General features: G+C 64.1%; 24 protein-coding genes. 8 read left to right on the plus strand and 16 right to left on the minus strand.

Annotated features, from left to right (window positions below; all coding sequences use genetic code 11):
• Positions 1–432 precede the first annotated feature (432 nt).
• The 6 genes from C2L66_RS41285 to C2L66_RS20660 all read right to left on the minus strand — a co-directional run bounded on the left by C2L66_RS41285 (position 433) and on the right by C2L66_RS20660 (position 6,017).
• Complete coding sequence (locus C2L66_RS41285; protein WP_167352361.1) at positions 433–600, minus strand: hypothetical protein; 168 nt, start codon at positions 598–600, stop codon at positions 433–435.
• Positions 578–1,579 carry a cytochrome d ubiquinol oxidase subunit II gene (gene cydB / locus C2L66_RS20640; RefSeq protein ID WP_054935165.1) on the minus strand — a complete coding sequence of 334 codons (1,002 nt, stop codon included), beginning with the start codon at positions 1,577–1,579 and terminating at the stop codon, positions 578–580. Before cydB ends, C2L66_RS41285 begins: the two co-directional genes overlap by 23 nt.
• 29 nt (positions 1,580–1,608) lie before the next feature.
• The gene (locus C2L66_RS20645) at positions 1,609–3,015 is read right to left on the minus strand and encodes a cytochrome ubiquinol oxidase subunit I (protein WP_060603329.1); all 1,407 of its coding nucleotides are present in this window, start codon (positions 3,013–3,015) and stop codon (positions 1,609–1,611) included.
• A gap of 1,025 nt (positions 3,016–4,040) precedes the next feature.
• Positions 4,041–4,229, minus strand: a complete 189-nt coding sequence (locus C2L66_RS20650) for a 4-oxalocrotonate tautomerase (RefSeq protein ID WP_060603327.1) — start codon at positions 4,227–4,229, stop codon at positions 4,041–4,043.
• A gap of 25 nt (positions 4,230–4,254) precedes the next feature.
• Positions 4,255–5,034, minus strand: a complete 780-nt coding sequence (locus tag C2L66_RS20655) for a class II aldolase/adducin family protein (RefSeq protein WP_060603324.1) — start codon at positions 5,032–5,034, stop codon at positions 4,255–4,257.
• Between the two features lie 23 nt (positions 5,035–5,057).
• Entirely contained in the window at positions 5,058–6,017 is a 960-nt protein-coding gene (locus C2L66_RS20660; RefSeq protein WP_060603323.1) for an urea transporter, read from the minus strand.
• 245 nt (positions 6,018–6,262) lie between these two features.
• Between C2L66_RS20660 and C2L66_RS20665 the strand changes: the two genes are divergently transcribed.
• Positions 6,263–6,817 (plus strand): putative glycolipid-binding domain-containing protein, encoded by a 555-nt coding sequence (locus C2L66_RS20665; protein WP_060606832.1) that lies wholly within the window; start codon positions 6,263–6,265, stop codon positions 6,815–6,817.
• Between the two features lie 57 nt (positions 6,818–6,874).
• On the opposite strand, the gene C2L66_RS20670 is transcribed toward C2L66_RS20665, so the two are convergent.
• Complete coding sequence (locus C2L66_RS20670; protein WP_060603320.1) at positions 6,875–7,441, minus strand: GNAT family N-acetyltransferase; 567 nt, start codon at positions 7,439–7,441, stop codon at positions 6,875–6,877.
• A 69-nt stretch (positions 7,442–7,510) separates the two neighbouring features.
• A complete protein-coding gene (locus C2L66_RS20675; RefSeq protein WP_060603317.1) occupies positions 7,511–7,747 on the minus strand; it encodes a hypothetical protein in 237 nt (78 codons plus the stop codon).
• 29 nt (positions 7,748–7,776) lie between these two features.
• On the opposite strand from C2L66_RS20675, the gene C2L66_RS20680 reads away from it, so the two are divergent.
• Both C2L66_RS20680 and C2L66_RS20685 read left to right on the plus strand, forming a co-directional pair.
• Positions 7,777–8,880 (plus strand): aromatic acid exporter family protein, encoded by a 1,104-nt coding sequence (locus tag C2L66_RS20680; protein ID WP_060603314.1) that lies wholly within the window; start codon positions 7,777–7,779, stop codon positions 8,878–8,880.
• Positions 8,881–9,012: 132 nt separating this feature from the next.
• Positions 9,013–9,567: a thioesterase family protein gene (locus tag C2L66_RS20685; protein WP_060603312.1), complete on the plus strand. Its 555-nt coding sequence runs from the start codon at positions 9,013–9,015 to the stop codon at positions 9,565–9,567.
• A 52-nt stretch (positions 9,568–9,619) separates the two neighbouring features.
• Here the strand turns inward: C2L66_RS20685 and C2L66_RS20690 are convergent, their stop codons facing one another.
• Together C2L66_RS20690 and C2L66_RS20695 are read right to left on the minus strand one after the other, a co-directional pair.
• Positions 9,620–9,835: a hypothetical protein gene (locus C2L66_RS20690; protein ID WP_060606831.1), complete on the minus strand. Its 216-nt coding sequence runs from the start codon at positions 9,833–9,835 to the stop codon at positions 9,620–9,622.
• Positions 9,836–10,116: 281 nt separating this feature from the next.
• Positions 10,117–10,851, minus strand: a complete 735-nt coding sequence (locus tag C2L66_RS20695) for a CerR family C-terminal domain-containing protein (RefSeq protein ID WP_054935175.1) — start codon at positions 10,849–10,851, stop codon at positions 10,117–10,119.
• Between the two features lie 127 nt (positions 10,852–10,978).
• Here C2L66_RS20695 and C2L66_RS20700 point away from each other — a divergent pair, with 127 nt between their 5' ends.
• The 3 genes from C2L66_RS20700 to C2L66_RS20710 all read left to right on the plus strand — a co-directional run bounded on the left by C2L66_RS20700 (position 10,979) and on the right by C2L66_RS20710 (position 15,196).
• A complete protein-coding gene (locus tag C2L66_RS20700) occupies positions 10,979–12,103 on the plus strand; it encodes an HlyD family secretion protein (RefSeq protein WP_060603307.1) in 1,125 nt (374 codons plus the stop codon).
• Entirely contained in the window at positions 12,096–13,664 is a 1,569-nt protein-coding gene (locus tag C2L66_RS20705; protein WP_054935177.1) for an MDR family MFS transporter, read from the plus strand. Before C2L66_RS20700 ends, C2L66_RS20705 begins: the two co-directional genes overlap by 8 nt.
• A 101-nt stretch (positions 13,665–13,765) precedes the next feature.
• Complete coding sequence (locus tag C2L66_RS20710; RefSeq protein ID WP_060606828.1) at positions 13,766–15,196, plus strand: efflux transporter outer membrane subunit; 1,431 nt, start codon at positions 13,766–13,768, stop codon at positions 15,194–15,196.
• 79 nt (positions 15,197–15,275) lie between these two features.
• Here C2L66_RS20710 and C2L66_RS20715 read toward each other — a convergent pair whose 3' ends face one another.
• The 3 genes from C2L66_RS20715 to C2L66_RS20730 all read right to left on the minus strand — a co-directional run bounded on the left by C2L66_RS20715 (position 15,276) and on the right by C2L66_RS20730 (position 19,528).
• Positions 15,276–16,376 (minus strand): TAXI family TRAP transporter solute-binding subunit, encoded by a 1,101-nt coding sequence (locus C2L66_RS20715; protein ID WP_054935178.1) that lies wholly within the window; start codon positions 16,374–16,376, stop codon positions 15,276–15,278.
• Positions 16,377–16,494: 118 nt separating this feature from the next.
• Positions 16,495–17,559: a zinc ribbon domain-containing protein gene (locus C2L66_RS20720; protein ID WP_054935179.1), complete on the minus strand. Its 1,065-nt coding sequence runs from the start codon at positions 17,557–17,559 to the stop codon at positions 16,495–16,497.
• Between the two features lie 460 nt (positions 17,560–18,019).
• Positions 18,020–19,528, minus strand: a complete 1,509-nt coding sequence (locus C2L66_RS20730) for an MDR family MFS transporter (protein ID WP_054935191.1) — start codon at positions 19,526–19,528, stop codon at positions 18,020–18,022.
• A gap of 84 nt (positions 19,529–19,612) precedes the next feature.
• On the opposite strand from C2L66_RS20730, the gene C2L66_RS20735 reads away from it, so the two are divergent.
• Positions 19,613–20,377, plus strand: coding sequence for a TetR/AcrR family transcriptional regulator (locus C2L66_RS20735; protein ID WP_060603304.1), 765 nt, complete (start codon positions 19,613–19,615; stop codon positions 20,375–20,377).
• Positions 20,378–20,770: 393 nt separating this feature from the next.
• The gene (locus C2L66_RS20740) at positions 20,771–21,235 is read left to right on the plus strand and encodes a response regulator (RefSeq protein WP_054935182.1); all 465 of its coding nucleotides are present in this window, start codon (positions 20,771–20,773) and stop codon (positions 21,233–21,235) included.
• 29 nt (positions 21,236–21,264) lie between these two features.
• On the opposite strand, the gene C2L66_RS20745 is transcribed toward C2L66_RS20740, so the two are convergent.
• Genes C2L66_RS20745 through C2L66_RS20755 form a run of 3 tightly spaced genes read right to left on the minus strand, consistent with a single transcriptional unit; the run spans position 21,265 to position 23,145 of the window.
• Entirely contained in the window at positions 21,265–21,870 is a 606-nt protein-coding gene (locus tag C2L66_RS20745; RefSeq protein WP_060603301.1) for a Fur family transcriptional regulator, read from the minus strand.
• A gap of 19 nt (positions 21,871–21,889) precedes the next feature.
• Positions 21,890–22,516 carry a glutathione binding-like protein gene (locus tag C2L66_RS20750; RefSeq protein ID WP_060603299.1) on the minus strand — a complete coding sequence of 209 codons (627 nt, stop codon included), beginning with the start codon at positions 22,514–22,516 and terminating at the stop codon, positions 21,890–21,892.
• Between the two features lie 2 nt (positions 22,517–22,518).
• Positions 22,519–23,145, minus strand: coding sequence for a glutathione S-transferase family protein (locus C2L66_RS20755; protein ID WP_060603298.1), 627 nt, complete (start codon positions 23,143–23,145; stop codon positions 22,519–22,521).
• Positions 23,146–23,216 lie beyond the last annotated feature (71 nt).

Below are 23,216 nucleotides of genomic sequence, written 5' to 3' on the forward strand. Positions count from 1 at the left end.
GGTGGGCCGTCCATGCAGCAACAGCTTGTTTTGCTTCCCAAGCCGCGATCATATGCCGGATCGCCGGATGGGTCATGCTTGTCGCCCGGCTGCGCCTGCCTTGCGGCCAGCGCCTGCCGCGCTCCATTGTTTGCGCCGGCCGCCTGGAATGCAACGGCGTCGGCGCGGTTCGATCAGTTGCTTTGGTCTCGCTCGCGCAGCCGCTGCGGCCTCGCCGGAAAGTCCGGCGCAGTCGTCGCGGTTGGGGCGCGTGTGGTTTTCCCTGGTTTGTACGGCACTGCATCGGAGGCCAGGAGGATGGTGCTCTCGCGGCCTGCTACGTAGACGAGCTTCGCGGAAGGATTTTGAAGGCAAGCGGGCAGCCTCGACGGGCCGCCGGGCAGGTTATGCGCGGCGGATGCGCAGCAAGGTATGTGGCCCGTTGTCAGCCGTTCAGGTAATGGCGAACAGCGTCGCGTTCATCAGCGCCTTGAACGCATAGCCGACGATCATGGCGCTGCCGACGCCGCCGCACCACAGCGCGACGAACCACAGCCAGCCTGGCAGCCGCACCTGGCGCGAGCGGGAGGGGGCGGGCTTAGTGGTAATGGGCGTCGCCATGGCGCACCTTGCCGCGGAAAACCCAGTAGCCCATCGTCGTATAGCCGATGATGATGGGGATGATGATGGCCGCGCCGACCAGCGTGAACATCTGGCTCGAACGCGGAGCGGCCGCTTCCCAGAGCGTGAGGCTCGACGGAATCGCGTACGGCCATAGGCTCACGAGCAATCCGACATAGCCGAGCAGCACCAGACCGAGCGCCATCATGAACGGCGTGTTGTGATGCCGGTCGCGCACTGCGCGGCGCATGAAGAACGCGCAGATGGCGACGAGGAACGGCACGGGCAGCAGGCGCCAGAAGATGCCGGCGTCGAACCAGCGCTGTGCGATCTCGGGTTCCTGCAGCGGCGTCCACAGGCTGACGACGACGATGAAGCCGAGCAGCACGATCGTCAGCGGCCACACGACGCGATGCAGCCGCCGTTGCAGATCGCCTTCCGTCTTCGCGACGAGCCAGCAGCAGCCGAGCAGCGCATACGTGACGACGAGGCCGAGACCCGTGAGCAGCGAGAACGGCGTGAGCCAGCCGAAGGCATCGCCCGCGAAGCTGCCGTCGACAACCGGGATGCCCTGCAGGAACGCGCCTAGCGCAATGCCCTGAAAGAACGCCGCGCCCGTCGAGCCGCCGATGAACGCCAGATCCCAAAGATGCTTCGTGCGATTCGCCTTGGCGCGGATTTCGAACGACACGCCGCGGAAGATCAGGCACACGAGCATGAAGACGAGGGGCAGATAGAGCGCGGACAGCACCGTCGAATAGACGATGGGGAACGCCGCGAACAGGCCTGCGCCGCCGAGCACGAGCCATGTCTCGTTGCCGTCCCAGACGGGCGCGACGGTGTTCATCATCAGATCGCGTTCTTTTTCGTCGGGGAAGAACGGAAACACGATGCCGATGCCCAGATCGAAACCGTCCAGCACGACGTAGATGAATAGGCCCAGTGCGATGATCGCGGCCCAGACTATGGTCACATCCATTTTTCTCTCGCGGTTTTTCGAATGAAGGATCAGGCGTCGATCATCTGGTCGACGGCGGACAGCGGGCGGCGCGCAGTGCGACCGGGCGCATCGGGGATGCCATCCGGTGTGTGGCCGGGCAACGCCGGGCCGGAGCGCATCAGCTTGAACATGTAGTAGATGCCCGTGCCGAACACGAGGAAGTAGATGACGACGAACGCCATCAACGAAATGCCGACCTGTTGCGCGGAAAGCGGCGACACGGCTTCGACGGTGCGCTTGACGCCATACACGACCCAAGGCTGGCGGCCGACTTCCGTCGTCACCCAGCCGGCGAGCAGCGACACAAAGCCAGTCGGTCCCATCGCGATCGCGATGCGATGGAACCACTTCGCGTCGTACAGCTTGCCGCGGCGGCGCAGCGCCCAGGCGGCGAGTGCGAAGGCGATCATCGCGACGCCGAGGCCCGCCATCACGCGGAAGCTCCAGAACACGACGGTCGAATTTGGGCGGTCTTCTTTCGGGAAGCTCTTCAGCCCGCGGATTTCGCCGTCCCAGCTATGCGTGAGGATCAGGCTGCCGAGATGCGGAATCGACACGGCGTACTTCGTGGTTTCCGCCTGCATGTCGGGGATGCCGAACAGGTTCAGCGCGGTGCCGCCTTTCTCGGTGTCCCACAGGCCTTCGATCGCCGCGATCTTCGCGGGCTGGTGTTCGCGCGTGTTGAGTCCGTGCGCGTCGCCGACGATGGCCTGGACGGGCGCGAGGACGAGCAGCATCCACAGCGCCATCGAGAACATCTTCTTCACGGCGTTGTCGCGCCGTCCTTTGAGCAGATGCCATGCGCCGACCGCCGCGACGACGAGCGCCGTGACGATGAACGCGGCGATCGCCATGTGCGCGAGGCGGTAGGGGAAAGAGGGGTTGAAGATGATCTTGAACCAGTCGACGGGGACGACATGGTTATCGACGATATCGAAGCCTTGCGGCGTCTGCATCCAGCTGTTGGAGGCGAGAATCCAGAACGTCGAGATCAGCGTGCCGATGGCGACCATCAGCGTTGCGCCGAAGTGGGCACGCGGGCTGACGCGTTGCCAGCCGAACAGCATGATGCCGAGAAAGCCAGCTTCGAGGAAGAACGCGGTCATCACCTCGTACATCAGCAGCGGGCCAGTGACGGGGCCGGCGAATGACGAGAAGCCCGACCAGTTCGTGCCGAACTCGTAGCTCATGACGACGCCGGAGACGACGCCCATGCCGAAGGCCACGGCGAAGATCTTCGACCAGAACAGACAAAGATCTTTGTAGTAGGCCTTACCGGTTTTGAGCCAACGCCATTCGAGGACGGCGATGAAGCTGGCGAGCCCGATGCTGAGTGCAGGAAAGATGATGTGAAACGAGGCCGTGAACGCGAACTGCATGCGTGCGAGGTCGAAGGCGGAGATTGCGGTGGTCATGTGTCCGAATCCGGGTTCGTGCAGATGACCGCAAGCGTAGGGGAATGTTTGTTGTTTTGCTGCGGCGCTTTGTGTGGCGATTTGGCGCAGATTGGCGCGGATGCGGGTGCGGTTTTTTTCTGTAAGCAGTTGATCTGCATCAGGATTTGGTTTTGCTGGTCTGCGCGGCGGTCGCGTGCGTTTGCGGGGGAAGTGCGGCAATCGACCGCGTCGCAGCACGCTGTTTGTCGATGTCGCGCGACGCGGGTGTGTGGTGGGATGTCGCAGGGGCTTTGTTTTTTTGTCTGCGACGCTTTGGGGTGGTTTGATTGTGTTTGCGCCGGCATCCGCGTTGCGTTAGCGTGCTTCAGGCGTCGCCCCTGTGCGGGGCGGCACCTACTTTTCTTTGCCGCCGCAAAGAAAAGTAGGCAAAAGAAAGCGGCTCACACCGCCAGCGCTAATCCTTGCCTGAGGGCCCCCAAAGGTTCTTACACTTCACACGGCAACCACATGACCCACGTTCGTTGCCAACGCTCTTGCGGTGCGCCTCACCTGCTTCACATTCCATCATCACAGCACGCCGCTCCATGTAGTCCACCGCCGCCCAGGTGGCAAACTGTGTGTCGGTTGTCGCGTCGTATAAGGTAGCGCTCTTACAGGGTGAGACGCGTGCGTTATCAGTCTGGAGTGGTGCGCGTATTACGCGAAAGCCTACACACAGTTTGCCACCTGGGCGGCCCATACCATTCGCTGCCGCTTGCCCGAGTGCGGGTAATTGAAGCGGGTGAGGCGTTCATTCAGCGCGTTGGCAACGGGCAGCAACCGGGGCGCTGACGTGTGAAGTGTGGGGACGTTGGGGGCCCGTGGGCAAGAAGAAGAACTGGCGGTGTGAGCCGCTTTCTTTTGCCTACTTTTCTTTGCGGCGGCAAAGAAAAGTAGGTGCCGCCCCGCACAGGGGCGACGCTTGAAGCACGCTAACGCAACGCGGATGCCAGCACAAACACAAGCAAACCACCCTTAACGCGTCGCAGACAACGAAAAAACCCTTACCCAACATCAGACCAGAGCTTCCCGCCCGTAGCCCAATTCTCCCGCTTGACATCAACAAGCACAATATCAACAGAGCCCGGCTCGACATTCAGCGACTCGCACGTCGCCTTCGTGATGGCCTCCACGAACTGACGCTTCTGCTCAACAGTACGACCTTCAAAAAGCTCGATATGAAAAGTAGGCATGTCCAGTATTCCTTAGAAAAAAATCTCAACCCTTATAAGAAGCATCGATGCGATCAAGCTTCCGCAACAACGCTGGCCATTCAATGGCACCTTCAACCGCGCCTCCATCGTAAAGCTGTTCAGCCGTGCGCTCAGCCACGGCCTCCGACGGCAACACCAGCGCGCCGCCGCCCGCCTGCGCCTGCAATTGAATCTCGCAAGCCTTGATGAGCGTCGCCATCAGCACATACGCTTCCGCAACCGTGCGGCCCGTCGTCAGCGTGCCGTGATTGCGCAATAGCATCGCCGGCTTGTCGGCGAGATCGGCGACGAGGCGCTCGCCTTCCGCCGGCGTGAAGGCGAGCCCCTCATAGTCGTGATACGCAAGATACCCATGAAAGCGCAGCGCATGCTGCGAGCCCGGCAAGAGCCCATCCTTTTGCAGCGACACGGCAATACCCGCCGTATTGTGCAGATGCATCACGCAAAACGCGTCGGCGCGCGCCGCATGAACCGCCGCGTGCAACGCGAAGCCGGTCGCGTTCACCGGATGCTCGCTCGCCCCGACGATGTTGCCCGCGATATCGATCTTCACCAGATTCGACGCGCACACTTCATCGAACGAGAGGCCGAACGGATTGATCAGAAAATGACCGGGCTCGTCGGGCACGCTCGCCGAAATATGCGTGTAGACGAGATCGTCCCAGCCGTTGAGCGCCGCAAGCCGGTACGCAGCGGCGAGATCGACCCGCGTGCGCTGCTCCGCTTCCGACATCGGCTTAGACTGCGCGATGCGGCCCGCAGGCGTATGAGCAAACGACGACATGACTTCTCCTGTTGCTGGCCGCTTCAGCCCCCAGGCGAAACGGCACGGGTTGCTTTCCGTCGACGCCCTGCGCCCGCAGATCTGTCGATCGCGGAATCAGGCACGCGGCTCAGGTTGCTGGTGTTCGAGCGGCGAGTATCGCGCATCAGCAAGCGAATCGTCCACGTCGCGACGACGAACGGCGCTGTCATCGCCGGCAGGCCCGATACGATTGCGGCGTGCTGCATCGCGACGGATACACCCACGCCAGCGAGCGCCGCCAGCACGCCGCAATCGGCTAGAGCGAGCGCCGCGAGCGCGCCATTGAATCCTAACAGGCCCGCGCCGAACGATGCGCCGTCCGCGCCGATCAGCCAATGCGCAAGGGTCGCGAGCGCCGCACCCGCGAGCGCGAACAGCGCGGAACGCACCGACGACAGTGCAATGCCGCCAAGTATCAACGCCCCCGGCAGCGCACCGCACGCAAACGATGTCTGCGCCACACCCGTCAGCAAGCCGCGCATTGAATCGAACCCTGAAATCGCATCGCTCGCTGCTACGTGCGCCGTCGGCAAATAGACAAGCGGCAGCCACGCCCACGTCACAAGCAGGCAAGGGCTCGAATAGAAGCCAAGACCGCGCGAGCGCAATAGCCGTTCCCACGGGCCGAGCAGCCATGCAGCCGCCGTCGCCGCGATTATCGCAACGGCCATCGCGGTGGCGTCGTCGTCGATAAAGGTGGATGCGGCAAGTCCCGCGAGCGCGCCGTTGAAGCCGTGCAGTCCGTCGTGTGTATCGGCGGGATCGTAGCCGCGCAATACGGCGCCCACGTTCGCCGCGATCGCGCCCGTCAGTGCGGCGCATGCGAGGCGCACATCGCTGACTAGCCACCCCGCCAGCACGCACGCACCCGTCGCTGCGTTCCGTTGCAGGACGATCTGGCTGAAGCTGCGCAGCAACGTGCGCAATGGATCGAAGGGTGCTTCATGGTGCGCGGCGGACATGGGTAATACCGTTTCAACTGACGTGACGAAGACGTGACGACGCCGCGCGAGGCGGAACTCACGCGGCGCTTTCGATTCGAAGCAGACGAACCGCGAGCATAGGGCAGGCGAGACGCGAACGGCATGCGCACGCGTTGATAGCGGCTATTTGAGCGAGCCGGTCGCGCGACTCATCGGTCCGCGTGGCGCGTTACGATCACATCCATGGTCGCATCATTCCCGGCGATCCCACAGGAGACAGATTCATGCGTGAAGTGCGATGGACCCCGGAAGAGGGCGAAGGCGTCGAGCATCTCGCATTCGACGCGCGCGCCGACGGCTTTTACGCCGAAAGCGTGCTGGTCGGCGAGCGCGATGGCCGCGCATACGGCCTGACGTATCGCGTGAAATGCGATCCGCAATGGCGCACGCTGCATGCGTGGCTGAAGGTGACGGGCGGCCCCGAACTCGAATTGCACGGCGACGGCGAAGGCAACTGGCGCGATGGGCATGGGCTCGTATTGCCGTCGCTGGCGGGCTGCATCGATATCGACATCGCCGCCACGCCGTTCACGAACACGCTGCCGATCCGCCGCTTGAAACTGGCCAAGGGCGCGCGCGAGCCGATTGGCGTCGTGTTCATTTCGACGCCCGATTTACAGGTCTCGCGCGTCGAGCAGGCCTACACGTGCATCGAGCCGGACAGCGAGTACCGCTACGAAGGCATCGACACCGGCTTCGCGGCGGAGCTGAAAGTGGACGGGGACGGACTGGTCATCGACTATCCGACGATGTTCACGCGCACCTTGCCGCCAGTCTGACGCGACGCTTCACGCCCGCCGTCGAACGCGTCGATGCATTCCGGCCTGGTGCGCGCTTTAGTCGCTGGCCGCTTCTGCGTCGGCGGGCAGTGCGTCGCTGCCTTGTCCGAGCGCACGCTGCATCACCGTCGAGTCGAGCCAGCGACCATGCTTGAAGCCGACGGCCTTCAACGTGCCGACCAGTTCGAATCCTGCATTACGGTGCAGCGACATCGAGCCGCCGCGTCCGCCGTCGGCGATGACGGCGATCATCTGGCGCCACGGGCCCTGCTCGCATCGATCGATGAGTTCCGCGAGCAGCGCGCGTCCGACGCCGCGGCCACGGCACGCATCGTCGATATAGATCGAGTCTTCGATCGTAAAGCGATACGCGATTCGCGGACGATAGAGCGTCGCATACGCGTAGCCCGCGATCTTGCCGTCGACGATCGCCACGATATACGGCAAGCCATGCGAAAGCACGGCGGCGCGGCGCTGCCGCAAATCGTCGACGGACGGCGGCGTCTCTTCGAACGAAGCGACGCCTGTCAGCACGTGGTGCGCGTAGATGGCCTGGATGGCGTGGAAGTCGGCGTCGGTGGCGTCGCGGATGACGGGCGCGGCGGCCGGAGAGGTCTCGCTCATTGTGTCGGGTTGCGGTGTCGAGGCTGGAAACGCTCACTATGCCTGCGGCGCGCAAGGAAATGAAGCGGGTCAAAAATGGCGGCGGCCTGCGCGACGGGCGCCGATGAGGGTGAGCCGATCCAGGAGGGTGAGCCGATCCAGGAGGGTGAGCCGATCCAGGATGGTGAGCCGATCCAGGAGGGTGAGCCGATCCAGGATGGTGAGCCAATCCAGGATGGTGAGCCAATCCAGGAGCCATGGCTGCCGCTCGTCTGCGCCGATCGAGGCGCCGGTACAATTCGAACCAGCCACGCCGATGCCAGTCATAGAGTGCCTTCCCGCCTGCAGGAGCAGCCATGTCGACCGCTTCGTACGCCCACAAGCCGCTGACGCCGTTTCGCCGCGCGCTCGCGCGCTTCTCGCTTTCGGAAAACGCCAAGTACGTCAAGCTCGCGCTCGGGCTATGGATCGGCTTCTGGGTTCCGTATAGCCTCGGTTATCCCGAGGCGGCCGTCGCGCTCGCCAGTTCGACGATGCTCACGCTCGCGCTCGGCAGTTCGATCTCCGCCGCACGCGGCTACTTCTATCGACGCGTGATGTCGAACGTCGTCGCGATGCCGATCGCCACGCTCGTGATCTGGCTCACGGCGCCGCATCTGTTGCTTGGCACGCTGCTGTTGCCGCTTGTGATCTTCGCGATCGTGCGCCTGAGGCCGTCGCTGTTCCAGATGACGAGCATCACGATTCCGATGACGCTCGTGCTCTACACAGGCGAACATATTCCGCTGCTCGAACAGCGCCTGATCGGCGTCGTGCTGGGCATGCTGCTCGGCTTCATCATCCAGCAGGTAGCCTTTCCGCCCGATCACGGCTTCTGGGCGAACCGCCTCGTCAACGACGGCAACGAACAGGCGTTGCAAGCGCTCGGTCAGATCGCGTCGGGCCAGCACGATCCGGCGCAACTGAAAACGCTCATCGGCCAGTTGCGCAAGACGAGCACCGACCTGAAGGAATCGCACGATCTGCTCAAGCTCGATCTGCAGCAGGCGTGGATGTCGCCGCATCTGCAGCGCAATCGCGACCGGCTGCCGCTGTTCTGGTGTTACCACGAACTGTTCGACTCACTCGTCAACTTCCTGGAGACGGTCGATACGTTTCACGAGCAGTTCGCCGCGCTCGATCCCCGCTGGCGCGAAGCGTTCCTCGCCGGGCTCGCCAGGCTGCTCGAAGCGCACGGGAAGCTCGCGCTGGTGGCCGATCTGCGAGTCGAGCGCGCGGCGCTCGAAAAGAAGCCCTTGCAGATGGACGCATTGCGCGAGATCGTTGATACCTTGCCCGCGCCCGGCGTGTTCACGAGCGTCTATCTGGGCCATCTGGCGGGTTACGGGATTCTGCTGTGCCGGCTGAGCGACATGCATACGCAGCATCTGGCGGCCGCGCAGCCGTCAAAGGCGATGTGAGGCATGCCGCAAAAAGGCGGCGCGGCCAGCGGCATGTGAAGAAGCCCTCTATACCACGGGCCGCCCGCCTGCCGGACTGTCGATTAACATGCGTGCTCTTGCAACGTTCGCCTCGCCGATGCGAGCTTTCTCATGAACCTGCTGTTACGCCTGTTCCTCACTTTCCTGTTGAGTCCGCGCCGCGGGCATCTGCATGTGCTCGATACCTGCGTCACGCCGTTTCGCGTGTGGCCGAACGATCTCGACGTGCTGCGCCATATGACGAACGGCCGCTACTTCACGATCCTCGATCTGGCGCGCGTCGACCTGATGATCCGCTCGCGCGTCTGGCCGCAGATCAAACGGCAGGGCTGGTATCCCGTCGTCACGCTGGAGACGATGCGCTTTCATCGCTCACTGGAGTTGTGGGACCGCTATGACGTCGCGACGCGTGTGATCGGCTGGGACGAACGGCACGTGTTTCTCGAGCAGGCGTTCATCCGCGATGGCGTGCAGGTTGCGCTGGGCGTCGTGCGCACGCGCTTTCTGAAGCGCAGCGGCGGCACCGTGCCGACAGGCGAACTGCTCGGGCTGGCGGGTGTCACCCAGGCGTCGCCCGCGTTGCCCGAGTGGGTCGTGCAGTGGAGCGCGGCGGAAGGCGGGATGACGCCGCCCGCCGCACCGCGCGAGATGTCCGCACGCAGTTGAACGGCACGCGACGCGCTTGCCGAGGTGCGCGCCGCGCGGCGCCGGGCCAGGGTCAGGCGCGCGCCGTTGCATGCGGCACGACGGCCGCGCCGTGCGGTCCATCGCCTCCCGGTCCTCCGCCAGGACCGCCGCCGCCAGGACCGCCGCCGCCGGGCCCACCGCCGTGGCCCGGTCCGCCGCCGTCCCAGCCAGGCCCCGGTCCCCACCAGCATCCGGACAACGTGGCGGTCAATGCGGCCATGACGGCCAGAATCGCGAGCTTGCGCATCGATTGCTCCTTCAATGGGTTGTGCATGTCGCCGCACCGCTGCGAACATGCGCGGCGCAGTGCGAAGCCGCACCTTACCCATCCTGGGACAATCGCGTTTAACAGCCTCGTTACAGATTCAACAGAAGTTTGCGAGCCGCGGCGTGCCCAACGTGCCGTGGAAGGGCGCCCGAAGGCCCGCCGCGCATGGCGTTGCACGTCTGCGCTACGCGGCGGCGTCCGTCACGCTCTGTCTGACTTTGTAAGGGACGTTAAGGCATTCGCAGGCGGACTGCGTCGCCTTACTTCTTGTTGCGCCGCTTGCTGTTCGTGTCGCGCCATTCGATCATCGCGCGCAGCAGCACGACGCTCTGTTCGTCGATGATCGCGCAGAGCTGCTTGAGCCGCGCACCGTCGATCGACTTCCACTGCAACGCCGCCAGTGCCGTGCAGCGCGTGAGATGAAAGGACACGAGCTGTCCGTTGATCGCCAGCAGGCGGATCACCGTTTCGGGATCGTCAGCCGGCTTGCCCAGCAGGCGCCCGATGATTTCCGAGCTCACGCTCAAAAGCGGCTTGCGCATGCGCTCGTTCAGGCGTTCGGCGGCGAACGCCGGGCCGAGTCCCGCCTGCTCGCGCGCCATGAATAACCGCCAGGTGGCAGGCGTCTCCGTCGTGAACAGATAACTGGCGACGCGCGCCTGAATCGCGCGAAACGCGTCGATCAGCTCGTCGTCGGAAGGGTTGGCGTCGAGCACGGTTTGCGCGGCCGCGACGGCATCCGCGAAGTAGTCCGCCACGTTCGCCATGATGTATTCGACGCAGGCCTGATAGACGCCTTCCTTGTTGTCGAAGTAATACACCAGCGCGGGCGCGTTGACGCCCGCATGCTCGGCGATGTCGCGCGTGGATGCACCTTCGAAGCCGCGTTCGCCGAACAGGCTCAGCGCCGCCTCGATGATTTTCGCGCGGGTCTCTTCGCCGCGCTGGTAGCCGCCTTCCGCTGCGGGGCGGTGTCTCGGTGTGCGTGTCGTCACTTCGTCTGAGGGTGGATAGGAGACAAGCGGAAAGGTAAATGGTAAGGATCGTAAAAACAATATTGTTGACTAAATTGTACCAACTGGAATAATTATAACGAACGGTATAAATTTATCTGGGGTCAACATGTCAGCCACTTTGCCCGTCGAAGACTCCGAGCGCGCCGCGAGCGCGCAACGGTCCAGAAAGAAGGGCGTATTTCTCATCATCGGCGGCGTCGCCGTGCTTGGCGCGATTGCGTGGGGCGCGCACTGGTGGACGGTGGGGCGCTACATCGAAAGCACTGACGACGCTTATCTTCAAGCCGACGGCATGACCGTTGCGCCGAAGGTGTCGGGCTACGTGGCCGACGTGCTGGTCGGCGACAACCAGTCCGTCAAACGCGGCGAGCCGCTTGTGCGGCTCGACAGCCGCCAGTACGACGCGGTGCTCGAACAGGCGAACGCGACCATTGCCGCGCGCCGCGCCGACATCCTGCGGGGTGAAGCGGAACTCGCGCAGCAGCAGGCGGCCATCGCGCAAGCCCGCGCGCAACTCGACGGCGCGAGCGCGAACGAGGCCCACGCGGCCGATCAGGTCAGGCGCTACGAGCCGCTCGCCGCGACGGGCGCCGAGACGGGCGAGCGCGTCGCCGAGCTGCGCAACTCGCAGCGTCAGGCGAGCGCCACGCGCGCCGCCGATGCCGCCGCGCTGCAAAGCGCCGAACGCCAGATCGCGACCACGCACGCCGCGATCGCACAGGCGCGCGCGCAGCTGGCCGCCGCCGAAGCAAGTGCGCGTCAGGCGCAACTCGATACGCAGGACACCGTGCTCAAGAGTCCCATCGACGGACGCGTCGGCGACCGCAGCGTGCGCGTCGGTCAATACGCGCAGCCGGGCTCGCGCTTCATGACGATCGTGCCCGTGCAGGACGTGTATCTCGTCGCCAACTTCAAGGAAACGCAGATCGGCATGATGCGCGTCGGGCAGCCTGTGACGCTGCGTATCGACGCGTTGCCGGGCACGAAGCTGCACGGCAGGATCGACAGTTTCTCGCCGGGCACGGGCTCGCAGTTTGCGTTGCTGCCCGCGCAGAACGCGACGGGCAACTTCACGAAGATCGTGCAGCGCGTGCCTGTGCGCATCCGGCTCGACGTCGGGCAGGAAACCCGCAAGGTGCTGCTGCCGGGGCTGTCGGTGAATGTCGACGTGGACACGCGCGGCGCGCGCGACAACGAAGCGCGTATCGAACGCGAGAACGGCCGTGGCTGAGCACGCCGCCGCGAAACCTGCCAACGCCACTGCCGCCGACTGGACGGCCGTGGCCGCGGGCGCGCTCGGCGCGCTGATGGCGACGCTCGATATCTCGATCACGAACTCCGCCTTGCCGCAGATTCAAGGGCAGATCGGCGCGACGGGCACGGAAGGCACATGGATATCGACGGGCTATCTGATGTCCGAGATCGTGATGATTCCACTCGCCGCGTGGCTGACGCGCGTATTCGGGCTGCGCAATTTCCTGCTCGGCAACGCGACGCTCTTCACGCTGTTTTCGATTCTCTGCGGGATGTCGCACAGCCTGCCGCAGATGATCGTCGGGCGGATCGGCCAGGGCTTCGCGGGCGGCGCGATGATTCCGACCGCGCAGACCATCGTTGCGACGCGGCTGCCGCGTCATCAGATGCCGATCGGCATGACGATGTTCGGTCTGATCGTGCTGCTCGGGCCGTTGCTTGGGCCGGTGGTCGGCGGGTGGCTCGCGGAGAACATCGACTGGAGCTGGTGTTTCTTTCTCAATCTGCCCGTGGGCGTGGCGCTCGTCGTGCTGCTCGTTGCGGGACTGGACAACGCGCGCACCAACTGGCAGCAATTCGTGCGCGCGGACTGGCTCGGTATCGTCGGGATGGCGGCGGGTCTGAGTTCGCTGACGGTGGTGCTCGAAGAAGGGCAGCGCGAGCGCTGGTTCGAATCGCCGATGATCGTGTGGCTGAGCGTGGTCGCCGCCGTCGGCATTGTGCTGCTGCTTGCCGCGCAGTTCGTGTCGAAGCAGCCAATCGTGCGTCTGAAGCTGCTCACCAACGCGCGCTATGCGAGCGTGATCTTCATCGTCTTCACGGTCGGCGCCGGGCTGTACTGCGTGTCGTATCTGTTGCCGCAGTTTCTCTCCGGCGTGGCGGGCTACAACGCCCAGCAGTCGGGCGCGGTGATGCTGATGTCGGGTCTGCCCGCGTTTCTGATGATGCCCGTGCTGCCGCGTCTGATGGGGCGCGTCGATACGCGGCTGCTCGTGATGGCGGGCCTGGCGTGTTTCGCGGGCAGTTGCATGCTCGATATTTCGCTGACTGCGCAAAGCGCGGGCGACGACTTCACGTGGTCGCAACTGCTGCGCGGCGTCGGCCAGGTGCTCGCAATGATGCCGCTCAACCAGGCATCGATGGCGGCCGTGCCGCGCGAGCAGGCGGGCGACGCAGCAGGTCTCTACAACATGGCGCGCAATCTGGGCGGCTCGGTGGGGCTCGCGCTGCTCGGCACGTTCATCGACCGGCGCAATACGTTTCATGACGACATGATCCGCGAGTCGGTGACGGCGAACTCGCTGATCGGTCAGGAGCACGTCGCGCAGAGCGCAGCGGGATTCTTCGCGGAGCATGGCGACATGGCCTACGCGAAGATGCAGGCGCTCGGCCAGCTCGCGGCGCAAATGCAGTTGCAGGCGAGCGTGATCACGTTTTCGGAAACCTTCTACGTGCTCGCCGTCGCGCTGCTGCTGTGCATTCCTCTCGCTTTACTTCTTAAGAAGCCCGCACCGGGCACGCCGTCGGCCGGACATTGACACCTGTGATGAAGCCAATTGATTTTGCCGCTCAGCGCGGCGCTGCTGCCGCGCGCTACGATTCCCGTTTCGTGTCGCGTCGCGTTTCGCCGCTCGCGTCGATGCTTTCGCCTGTCGCGGCTGCGCTGACGCTGCTGATCGCGGGCTGCACGGTCGGCCCCGACTACAAGGGCGCGCCCACCACGGCCAGCGCCAGCAGCTTCAAACGTGCGCCCGCCGGCGTCCTGGCGACTGCGCCGGGTGTCGCCGCGTGGTGGGTCGCGCTCAACGATCCGCAATTGACCGCGCTGATCGAAGCGGGGATCGACAACAGCCCGGACCTTCGCGCGGCACAGGCGCGCGTGCGCGAGGCGCGCGCCGGGCTGACGCAGCAGCAACGCAACGCCTTGCCGAAAGTCGGCGCGAGCGCAGCGTATCTGCGCATGCGCGAGCCCGATCTGTCGTCGCTGGGCAGCGACGGTTCCGGCTCGTCGGGCGGGCGCGGTCCTGTCGCGCTGTATCTCGCGGGCTTCGATGCGAGCTGGGAACTCGATCTGTTCGGCGGCACGCGTCGTGCCGTCGAAGCGGCGTCGGCGGAAGCGGACGCGTCCGAAGCCGATCTCGCCGATACGCACGTGCAGCTCGCCGCGGAAATCGGCAGTACGTATGTCGGCTTGCGCGATCAGCAGCAGCGCATCGCGATCGTGCGCAAATCGGCGGAACTCGAAGAGCGTGTGCTGTCGCTGACCGAGCAGCGGCGCGAGCGCGGCGTGTCATCGCAAGTCGACGTCGAACGCGTGCGCACGCAGGTCGAGAACACACGCAACGCGCTCATTCCCCTCGATGCGCAAATCGCCGAATCGCTCGATCAGCTCGCTTTGCTGACGGGCCGCGAGCCGGGCGCGCTCGACGACATGCTCAAGCAGCCCGCGCCGCTGCCGGCGTTACCGCAGACGGTTGCCGTCGGCGATCCGGCGCAATTGCTGCGGCGGCGTCCCGATGTGCGCGCAGCCGAGCGGCGGCTCGCGTCGCAGAGTGCGCAGATCGGCGAGCGCGAAGCGGACTGGTTTCCGAAAGTCACGCTGTTCGGCAGCCTGAGCTTCAGCGCCGCGGACCCCGGCCATCTGGTGCGCAAGGACAACCTCACATGGCTCGGCGTGCCGTATCTGCAATGGAACGCCTTCGACTTTGGCCGCACGAAAGCGAAAGTGGATCAGGCGCGCGCGTCGTTCGACGAAGCGCAGGCGAAGTACGAGAGCACGGTGCTCGGCGCACTGCGCGATGCCGATGTCGCGCTGTCGCGTTACGGGCACGAGCGCGAGAACGTGGTCAGCCTGCGTACGGTCGAAGGGTCCGCGACACGCGCAGCGACCTTGACCGAGCAGCGCTATCGCGCGGGCACGGCGACCGCGCTCGACTGGATCGACGCGGAACGCACGCGCTATACGGCCGAGCAGAATCGCGTGCAGAGCGACGCGCAGCTGATCAAGGACTACGTCGCGTTGCAAAAGAGCCTGGGGCTTGGCTGGGAAGGCAACGCGTCTGCGCAGTAGTCACGGAACAGCTCGAAAAAAAACGCCACGGCGCGAAGTGTGCCGTGGCGATTTTTCTGATGGTCGCGTCAATGCGATTTCACTTGCCGCACAACAGCAGCAGACGCTCCTGATCGGAGCACGGACGTTTGTTCACTTTCGGCGCAGCGGGTTGCTGCTGCGCCGCCGTCGCACCGCCCGCCGGCATCGACGCCCGGCGCGCGATGCACGAGCGCAAGTGCCGCTCGATAGGCGGATAGTATTGCCAGCCCTTCGTCAGCGGCGGCAGTTCGAGCTTCACCTGTTTCCACTTCGGATGGCCTTTTTCCTGCAACACGTCGAAGTTCTCGCACAGTGAATCGGCGAAGCGGTTCAGGTTGCTCACCGTGTCGCGCAGGCCGTAGTCATAGGTGACGAGAAACGCCTTGACAGTCAGCGTTGGCACGTCTTCCTTCAGCCAGTTCGGATAGCTGCTCTGGCGGATCGTCGCTGGAAAATATGTTTCTTTTGCGCGCGTGGTTTCGGCCGCGTTGGGGTCGGCGCGCAAGATACGGATCTGCGAGAGCAGATCGGGGTTCATGTCGGTGAAGAGCTTGGCCGGCTGTCCCGCGACGATCACGGCCACGTCGATCTTCTTCACGACGAGCGCGGCAATCGCGTCTTCGTTGGAAAGACTCTGGACGTTCTGCTCGGGAATCGGCTGATTGAACATCAAATGGTAGAGCGTAGTCGCCGATTGCGCCGTGCCGCTGCCGATCGGACCGATGCTGATGACCTTGTCCTTGATCTCGTTGATCGTCTTCATCGACGAGTCGTCGCGCACGACGAAATAGATCTCCTCGTTGTAGAGCGGCATGATGAGCCGCAGCGGGCGGATCGTCGTGCCCGCGTCGGCATTGCCGGAATTGGCCATGTCGATATACGCCTGATACACATCCGATTGCACGAGCGCGAGCTTCACGCCCGGCTCGAAACGCATGCGCTGCACGTTCTCCGCGGAGCCTTTCGACGGCATCACTTCGAGGTCGATGCCCGCAGGCTGCGCGACATACTTCGAGAGATCGGCGCCGATCTGGATGTACGTGCCGCGCTCCTGGCCCGTCACGATCTTGTAGTGCGCGCTGACCCCGGCCGCGACGGCCAGCGACGCGATCATCAAGCACAACAGTCCCGTCAATCCCGTCAGCATTTTTTTGAGCATGGTCTACCTACCTCATGGTGTGTTGAACAGCATGCGCCAACGGCTGACGCGCATGTTCCGTTACATCAGGCATTGCAATGCGTTGAGTAGCTTCGTTTTCTCGATTGCGTGACGTGCTCTACTGTTTGTTCGCTGACGGCGCCTTCTTCCAGCCCGATTCACGGATCGCGCGCATTTGCGCTTCGACGCCGCTGGCGGCCGTGTTCGTTGCAGCAGGCGCTGCCGTGTTGTGGGTGGGCAGCGTGGGCGGTGGTGCCGCGCTCGTCGTGGCTTGCGGCGTCCCGGCGCGCGGCGCCGACGCGGCTGCGCCCGCCAGCGGTTTCCAGCCCGTGGTCAGAATCACGCGTTCGAGCAGCGCCTGAGCGTCGGCGCTGCTGACGTCGATGGCAAGCGCTTGCGCTGCGCGCTCGCGCACGCAGCCCCACAACTTGTCTTTCGCACAGGTGGTCGCAGCGCCGAGCGCAATGTCACGCTTGTTCTCGCGATCCTTCAGGTCGCTTTGCATCTGCATCGCATCCGCATTGCTCGCGTCGACGGACAGTGCGTCAGATAGCGCGGACTGCGCTTCGGCAAGGTTGTTGTGCGCGAGCGCGGCGCGCGCCGCACGCAATGCATCGGGCACGTCCCGGTAGTGCTGCGTCACGCGCGGGCGCGGCGGCGCGATGGGCGCGGGCGGCGTCTTCACGGCGGGTACATTGGTCACGTTGGCGGTCGGTGTGTTGCGCGCGTTTTGCGGCGCCGTGTACGGCGAAATCGATCCGCCCGAGGTGCTTGCGCTGTTCGTCGCTTCGTCCGTGGGCGCGTCTTGCCTGTGGTTGTCGCCGAGCAGCAGATAGCCCGCGTAGCCGAGCGCGACGATGAACAGCAGCAACACCACGCCCTTCGTGGCGATCCAGCGGCCGGCAGATTGCCGTAGCGGCTGCGGCCCTTCGGGCGGCGGAACGGGAAGGTCGGGCGATGCGAGCGACGGGAGGCCGGCTGCTTCAGCGGGATGGGCTTCGGCAGGCGCGGGCGGCGGGGTCTCGACGGCTCTCAGTTGCGTACCGGCGCGCTTGCGCTGGGGTCGTTCGAGAGGATGATCGGCGCCGCAGTAGGGGCAGAATTCGACATGCTGGTACAGCACGCCCCCGCACCGCGTGCACGGCGTGGGGAAACCCTGGGCAGGTGACGTTTCAGCAGACATGCTTAACCCCAACCAGTTGTAGGCGATGCCATTTCGGCATGCTCAGGATCGAAGTTGAAGCAAACTCGCAGTTGGCGGAACTCGCGATCCACATGCGCTGGGTAGCGGCCGGCCCAGTCCTTTCGTTACGGGGCCGCTGTGTGCCAATATGGTTTCTTTCGCTCGTCGCGTCAATCGACGTTGTTACCTACCGAACACAGATGTGTCGTGATTTCAGGGGGGAAACGATCGTGCATCAGGGTTTTTGCATAGACGCGAATACAACGCGCCGCGTCACGGATTAATCATAGGAAACACATCGTTCATATAAAAGGCCGGCGTGCAAGGCAGCCGGCCTTTGTATGTAAAAACCGCAGAGCACGCCGGATGAATGCCGCACGTATTCCATGCGTGACGCCGTGCGTGACACCGGGCGCGCGTGGGCTTTTGTTTGCTAGCGTTTGTCCGTTTTTACCGGGCTCTACTGCTTGCGCAGCGGATGATCTCTCAACAGCCAGGCAAGCGCGAACGCCAGCACCACCACGCATGCCGCGACGATATACACCGTGTGCAAGGCGCTCGCGAACGCTTGCAGATAATCGTCGCGCAACGCGGCAGGCAGGTGATGGATCGCAGCAGGGCCGAGCGCGTGCGGCAGTTCGGTGTCGGGAGGAATCAGCGCTTGCAGGCGCGAAGCGAGTCCGTTTGAAAAGATCGCGCCGAACGCGGCGACGCCGACCGAGCCGCCAATCGAACGGAACAGCGTCGCGCCAGAAGTCGCCGTGCCCAGATGCTTGAACGGCACGGCGTTCTGCACGGCGAGAATCAGCACTTGCATCACCATGCCGAGACCGCAGCCGAGCACGGCCATGTACGCATACATCACATGAACAGGTGTCGAGAGCTTGAGCGTGGTCAGCAGAACCATCGCGACGCCGACGAGAAACGTGCCCATGATCGGGAACATCCGGTACTTGCCGATCCGGCTGATGATGCGGCCCGTGATGATCGACATCAGCAGCACGCCGCCCATCATCGGCAGCATCTGCATGCCCGCTTCCGACGGCGTCGAATTCTTCACCACCTGCAGATACATCGGCAAAAACGTCACCGAGCCGAACAGCGACACGCCGACGATGAACCCGATCGCGCTCGACAGCAGGAACGTGCGGTCGCGAAACAGTTCGAGCGGCATGATCGGCTCGACGGCGTGCCGCTCTTCATAGATGAACCCGCCGATGCAGATGAACGCGAGCAGCAGCGTGCCCCACAGTTGCGGGGACGTCCATGGCAGCACCGTGCCGCCCTGGCTCGTGAACAGGATCAGACAGGTGAGCGCGCCCGCGAGAAAGGCTGCGCCCATGTAGTCGATGGTGTGCTTCACATGCGCGACGCGCGGCTTGAACACCGCGCCGATCACCAGCAGCGCGACGATGCCGAGCGGCACATTGATATAGAAAATCCAGCGCCACGACAGATGGTCGACGAGAAAGCCGCCCATCATCGGGCCGATCACGGTTGCAAGCCCGAACACGCCGCCGAACACGCCCTGATAGCGGCCGCGCTCGGCAGGCGGAATCACGTCGCCGATCGCCGCCATCGTGATCACCAGCAGTCCGCCGCCGCCCAGCCCTTGCAAGGCGCGCAGCAGGATCAGCTGCGTCATGTTCTGCGCGACGCCGCATAGCGCCGAGCCGATCAGAAACAGCACGATCGCTGTCTGCAGCACGACCTTGCGGCCGAACAGGTCGCCGAACTTGCCGTACAGCGGCACGACGATGGTCGACGTCAGCAGGTACGCGGTGACGACCCACGACAGGCTGTCCAGTCCGCCAAGCTCGCCGACGATAGTAGGCAGCGCCGTCGACACGATGGTCTGGTCGAGCGCGGCGAGCAGCATCACCAGCAGCAGCGCCGGAAACAGCACGCGCAGCGACGGGCGCTCGATGGCTGCGGGCGCGGCTTCGGCAGGAAGAGTGGGGCTGTCCATCTGGGCTTCCATGGCGTTCACGATGCCTTGAAATTAATTAACATGCAGATTAATATATGACATATTCCAGCGTTCGTCAAATTCATGGTCATGGCAACAAAATCGGCAGCGGCAGCGGGTTCGGATCGGGCTGAGCAGGCGTCCCGGATGCAGGACGGCGACAACGCAGGCGCACTGGGCGCACTGGGCGCAGCGGGCGCACCTGCTGCGCGCCGGCCCGGCCGTCCTTCCGGCAGCGGGCGCGGGCCGGAGCAGCGCGCCCGTCTGCTGGACGCGGCGCTTGCGTTGTTCGCGCGGCAGGGCATCGTCGATACGACGCTCGGCCAGGTCGCGCGCGAGGCAGGGTTCACGCCCGCGATGATGCATTACTACTTCAAGACCCGCGATCAGCTGCTCGACGTGTTGATCGACGAGCGCTTCCTGCCGTTGCGCGCGAAGCTCAGCGGCTCTTTTCAGGCGAATCCCGACGACCCGATTGCCGGCATCACGCTGCTCGCGCAGCGGCTCGTCGAAGTGGCGGGCGATTACCCGTGGTTTCCGTCGCTGTGGATCCGCGAAGTCATCAGTGAAGGCGGCCTGCTCAAGCAACGCATGCACGAGCGCTTCGGAAACGCGAACCAGAAGAGCGGCATCGAGTTCATCGAGAAATGGCAGAAGGAAGGCAAGCTCAATCGGGAGCTGGAGCCGTCGCTGGTTTTTCTGTCGGTGATCGGGCTCACGATTCTGCCGCTCGCGACCTCGTCGATGTGGCGCAACGACCCGGCGCGCCGCAAGCTGACAGCCGACGATATCGCGCGTCATGCCGTCGCGCTGCTCACTCACGGCGCCACCCCGCCCGCTGCAACCTGAGCCGCGGTGGATCAAAATAGCACCCGTCGCGCGCAGGGTCCGGCGCGGCACGCAACGTGCTTCATGCTATCCGTTTCGCATGTCGGCTTGCGGGCGGTCAAGAGAAGCGCCTTGCTGAATCGTCACCATGGCGCGGTGTGTCTTGCCGTCAAGCTATATGCCGAAGTGGACAAGCGCACAGTCGCGTGCAACTCGTTCCGTACAATTGAGTCCGAATGAACGATATAGGTGCCGCGCGACGGCGCGCGCGGGCACGAATTTGCGAAACAGGGGAGTTTGTCGGACGAACAGCGCGTCCGTCACTCGTTGGTAAGAACGTGCATACGAGAGTAGAAACGTTGAACCGTTTTCCGCTGCCGGCGCTGGCGCGGTACACATTGCGTTAGATACATCATGGCCACGTCAGAGTGCATAACCAGCTTTTCAAGCCATAACATCAAGATGAACGGAGTATTGAGGCTCGATCAGGCCACGATCGTGCTCGTTGAAGACGATCCGCAGAACAGGGAATCGTTGAAGATTTTGCTCGAATCGGAAGGCGCCCACGTCATTGCCGTGGCGGATGCGGAAGAGGGTGTCGAGGCAGCCGTGCGGGCGCTGCCCGATGCCGTCGTCTGCGATCTCGATCTGCCCGCCATGGATGGCTTCTATCTGATTCAGCGCCTACGGGATCACGAGATTCGCGGCGATCATTCACCTTCGGTCGCAGTGGCCCTGACGGGCCATACCGATGAAGCCTACCGGCTGCGCAGCATCGGCGAAGGATTCCAGCATTTCATGACGAAGCCGGCGCCGCCCGAGGCGCTGGTGACGCTGTTGCATGACGCGATAGGCGCGCGCGCCGCCGGTTTGACCTGACGCTCGAACCGCGGTGTCTTGATGGGTGATCAGTTGCCGGCGGCTTGCGCCGCCTGGCACGCTGAGCACAGCCCTTTCAGCTCGATTCCGTCACCGGCGAGCCGGTATCCTGCGTTTTCGATTTGCGCGACCAGTGCCTCGCGCAGCGCCGGCTGATGCAGCTCCGTAACGTTGCCGCATTGCTGGCACACCACCAGAATGCCGTGCTGGCATTGCGTGAGATCGTGGCAGACGGCGAATGCGTTGATCGACTCGATCTTGTGCACGAGGCCGGCTGACAACAGAAAATCCAGCGCGCGATACACAGTGGGCGGCGCGGAGCCAGGGTGAATCTGACGCATGTCGTCGAGCAGCGAATACGCCTTGGTGGCGCGGCCCGACGTCAGCAGCAACTCCAGCACCTTGCGGCGGATCGGCGTGAGCTTTTCGCCGCGCTCGCGACAGTATTCTTCGGCCAGCGCGAGCGCCGCCTCGGCCGAGGCAGGCGTGCCGTGCGTGTGATCGTGATGCGAGTCGTCCGCGTGCGCATGCGCGTGTTCTGCCGCATGCGCGTGATGAGGAAGACCCGGCGGAACACCCGGCGAATGCCCCGGTGTGGATGCAGCGTCGGCAGCGGTTGGCTTGGCGTTTTTCATCCGCTGATTATACGGTGCGTCAATCGAGCTTCACGTCGAATCCGCGCTGCACGCCCGGACGTGCGAACAGCGTGTCGTACCAGCGCTTCACGTTCGGATACTCGGCGAGATCGACCTTGTGGCGCTCGTGCCGCCACGCCCAGCCGAGAATCGCGAAGTCGGCGACCGACAGGTCGCCCGCCACGTATTCGCTTTTGGCGAGCCGCGCGTCGAGCACCTTGTAGAGCCGCCGCGTTTCGGTGGAAAAGCGCTTGAGGCCGTAGCGCTTGTCGTCTTCCGAAGCGAGCGCCGCGAAGTGATGCACCTGGCCCGGCATCGGGCCGAAGCCGCCCATTTGCCACATCAGCCATTCGAGCACGGGCACCCGGTCGCGCAGGCTCTGCGGCAGGAACTTGCCCGTCTTTTCGCCGAGATACAGCAGGATCGCGCCCGATTCGAACACGCTGATGGGCTTGCCATCCGGTCCGTCGGGGTCGACGATCGCGGGAATCTTGTTGTTCGGGCTGATCGCGAGAAAGTCCGGGTCGAACTGCTCGTCTTTCGTAATGTTGATCGGCCTGACGGTGTACGGCAGGGCCATTTCTTCGAGCGCGACGCTGATCTTGCGGCCGTTCGGCGTGCCCCACGCGTAAAGCGAGATAGTCATGTTCAGGTCAGATCGAAGTCGACGTATTGCTTGAAGCCGGAGCGGGTGGACAGCCGCTGATACCAGCGTTCGAGATTCGGCAACGACGGACGTTCGACGCCCGGCAGCCCGAACCAGCGCTTTGCATACGCACCCAGAACGATGTCCGCGAGCGTGAACTTCTCGCCTTCGATGAAGAAGCGCCCTTGCAGTTGCGCGTCGAGCATCTTCCACAGTTTGCCGACGTTGTCGATGTCGGCGGCGAGCTTCGCGCTGTCGCGCCCGGCCTCGGGCGTGCGCACGATGGTCCAGAACACGGGGCGCTCGGCGGGCTGTAGCGTGGACAGCGACCAGTCGAGCCAGCGGTCGATGCTGGCGCGCGCCTTGGGCTCGTCGGGGTAGAGCACGCTGGATTCGCCGTACTGCATGACCAGATAGCGCAGGATCGAGTTCGACTCCCACAGCACGTAGTCGCCGTCGACGAGCGTCGGCACCTTGCCCGTCGGGTTCATCGCGAGGTATTCGGGTTCGTCGTTGCGGCCGAACTGCAGACCGGCGTCGATGCGGTTGTAGGGCAAGACCAGCTCGTCGCACACCCACAGGATCTTCTGCACATTGACGGAGTTGGCACGGCCCCAAACTGTAATCATCCGGTAATCCTCTTTCGTCTTCTCGATTGGCAAGCCGCGCTGCGCGCGGCGTTCAACCAGTAACGATACAC

The organism is Paraburkholderia caribensis (assembly GCF_002902945.1).
Lineage (GTDB): Bacteria > Pseudomonadota > Gammaproteobacteria > Burkholderiales > Burkholderiaceae > Paraburkholderia > Paraburkholderia caribensis.

Coding starts and splice junctions, on each gene's coding strand:
- C2L66_RS20720 (WP_054935179.1), bottom strand. CDS start 17,559: ATGTCTGCTGAAACGTCACCTGCCCAGGGTTTCCCCACGCCGTGCACG.
- C2L66_RS20750 (WP_060603299.1), bottom strand. CDS start 22,516: ATGACTATCTCGCTTTACGCGTGGGGCACGCCGAACGGCCGCAAGATC.
- C2L66_RS20685 (WP_060603312.1), top strand. CDS start 9,013: ATGAACCTGCTGTTACGCCTGTTCCTCACTTTCCTGTTGAGTCCGCGC.
- C2L66_RS41285 (WP_167352361.1), bottom strand. CDS start 600: ATGGCGACGCCCATTACCACTAAGCCCGCCCCCTCCCGCTCGCGCCAG.
- C2L66_RS20660 (WP_060603323.1), bottom strand. CDS start 6,017: ATGTCCGCCGCGCACCATGAAGCACCCTTCGATCCATTGCGCACGTTG.
- C2L66_RS20710 (WP_060606828.1), top strand. CDS start 13,766: ATGCTTTCGCCTGTCGCGGCTGCGCTGACGCTGCTGATCGCGGGCTGC.
- C2L66_RS20665 (WP_060606832.1), top strand. CDS start 6,263: ATGCGTGAAGTGCGATGGACCCCGGAAGAGGGCGAAGGCGTCGAGCAT.
- C2L66_RS20680 (WP_060603314.1), top strand. CDS start 7,777: ATGTCGACCGCTTCGTACGCCCACAAGCCGCTGACGCCGTTTCGCCGC.
- C2L66_RS20740 (WP_054935182.1), top strand. CDS start 20,771: ATGGCCACGTCAGAGTGCATAACCAGCTTTTCAAGCCATAACATCAAG.
- C2L66_RS20745 (WP_060603301.1), bottom strand. CDS start 21,870: ATGAAAAACGCCAAGCCAACCGCTGCCGACGCTGCATCCACACCGGGG.
- C2L66_RS20715 (WP_054935178.1), bottom strand. CDS start 16,376: ATGCTCAAAAAAATGCTGACGGGATTGACGGGACTGTTGTGCTTGATG.
- C2L66_RS20730 (WP_054935191.1), bottom strand. CDS start 19,528: ATGGACAGCCCCACTCTTCCTGCCGAAGCCGCGCCCGCAGCCATCGAG.
- C2L66_RS20650 (WP_060603327.1), bottom strand. CDS start 4,229: ATGCCTACTTTTCATATCGAGCTTTTTGAAGGTCGTACTGTTGAGCAG.
- cydB (WP_054935165.1), bottom strand. CDS start 1,579: ATGGATGTGACCATAGTCTGGGCCGCGATCATCGCACTGGGCCTATTC.
- C2L66_RS20755 (WP_060603298.1), bottom strand. CDS start 23,145: ATGATTACAGTTTGGGGCCGTGCCAACTCCGTCAATGTGCAGAAGATC.
- C2L66_RS20700 (WP_060603307.1), top strand. CDS start 10,979: ATGTCAGCCACTTTGCCCGTCGAAGACTCCGAGCGCGCCGCGAGCGCG.
- C2L66_RS20655 (WP_060603324.1), bottom strand. CDS start 5,034: ATGTCGTCGTTTGCTCATACGCCTGCGGGCCGCATCGCGCAGTCTAAG.
- C2L66_RS20645 (WP_060603329.1), bottom strand. CDS start 3,015: ATGACCACCGCAATCTCCGCCTTCGACCTCGCACGCATGCAGTTCGCG.
- C2L66_RS20735 (WP_060603304.1), top strand. CDS start 19,613: ATGGTCATGGCAACAAAATCGGCAGCGGCAGCGGGTTCGGATCGGGCT.
- C2L66_RS20675 (WP_060603317.1), bottom strand. CDS start 7,747: ATGACTGGCATCGGCGTGGCTGGTTCGAATTGTACCGGCGCCTCGATC.
- C2L66_RS20670 (WP_060603320.1), bottom strand. CDS start 7,441: ATGAGCGAGACCTCTCCGGCCGCCGCGCCCGTCATCCGCGACGCCACC.
- C2L66_RS20690 (WP_060606831.1), bottom strand. CDS start 9,835: ATGCGCAAGCTCGCGATTCTGGCCGTCATGGCCGCATTGACCGCCACG.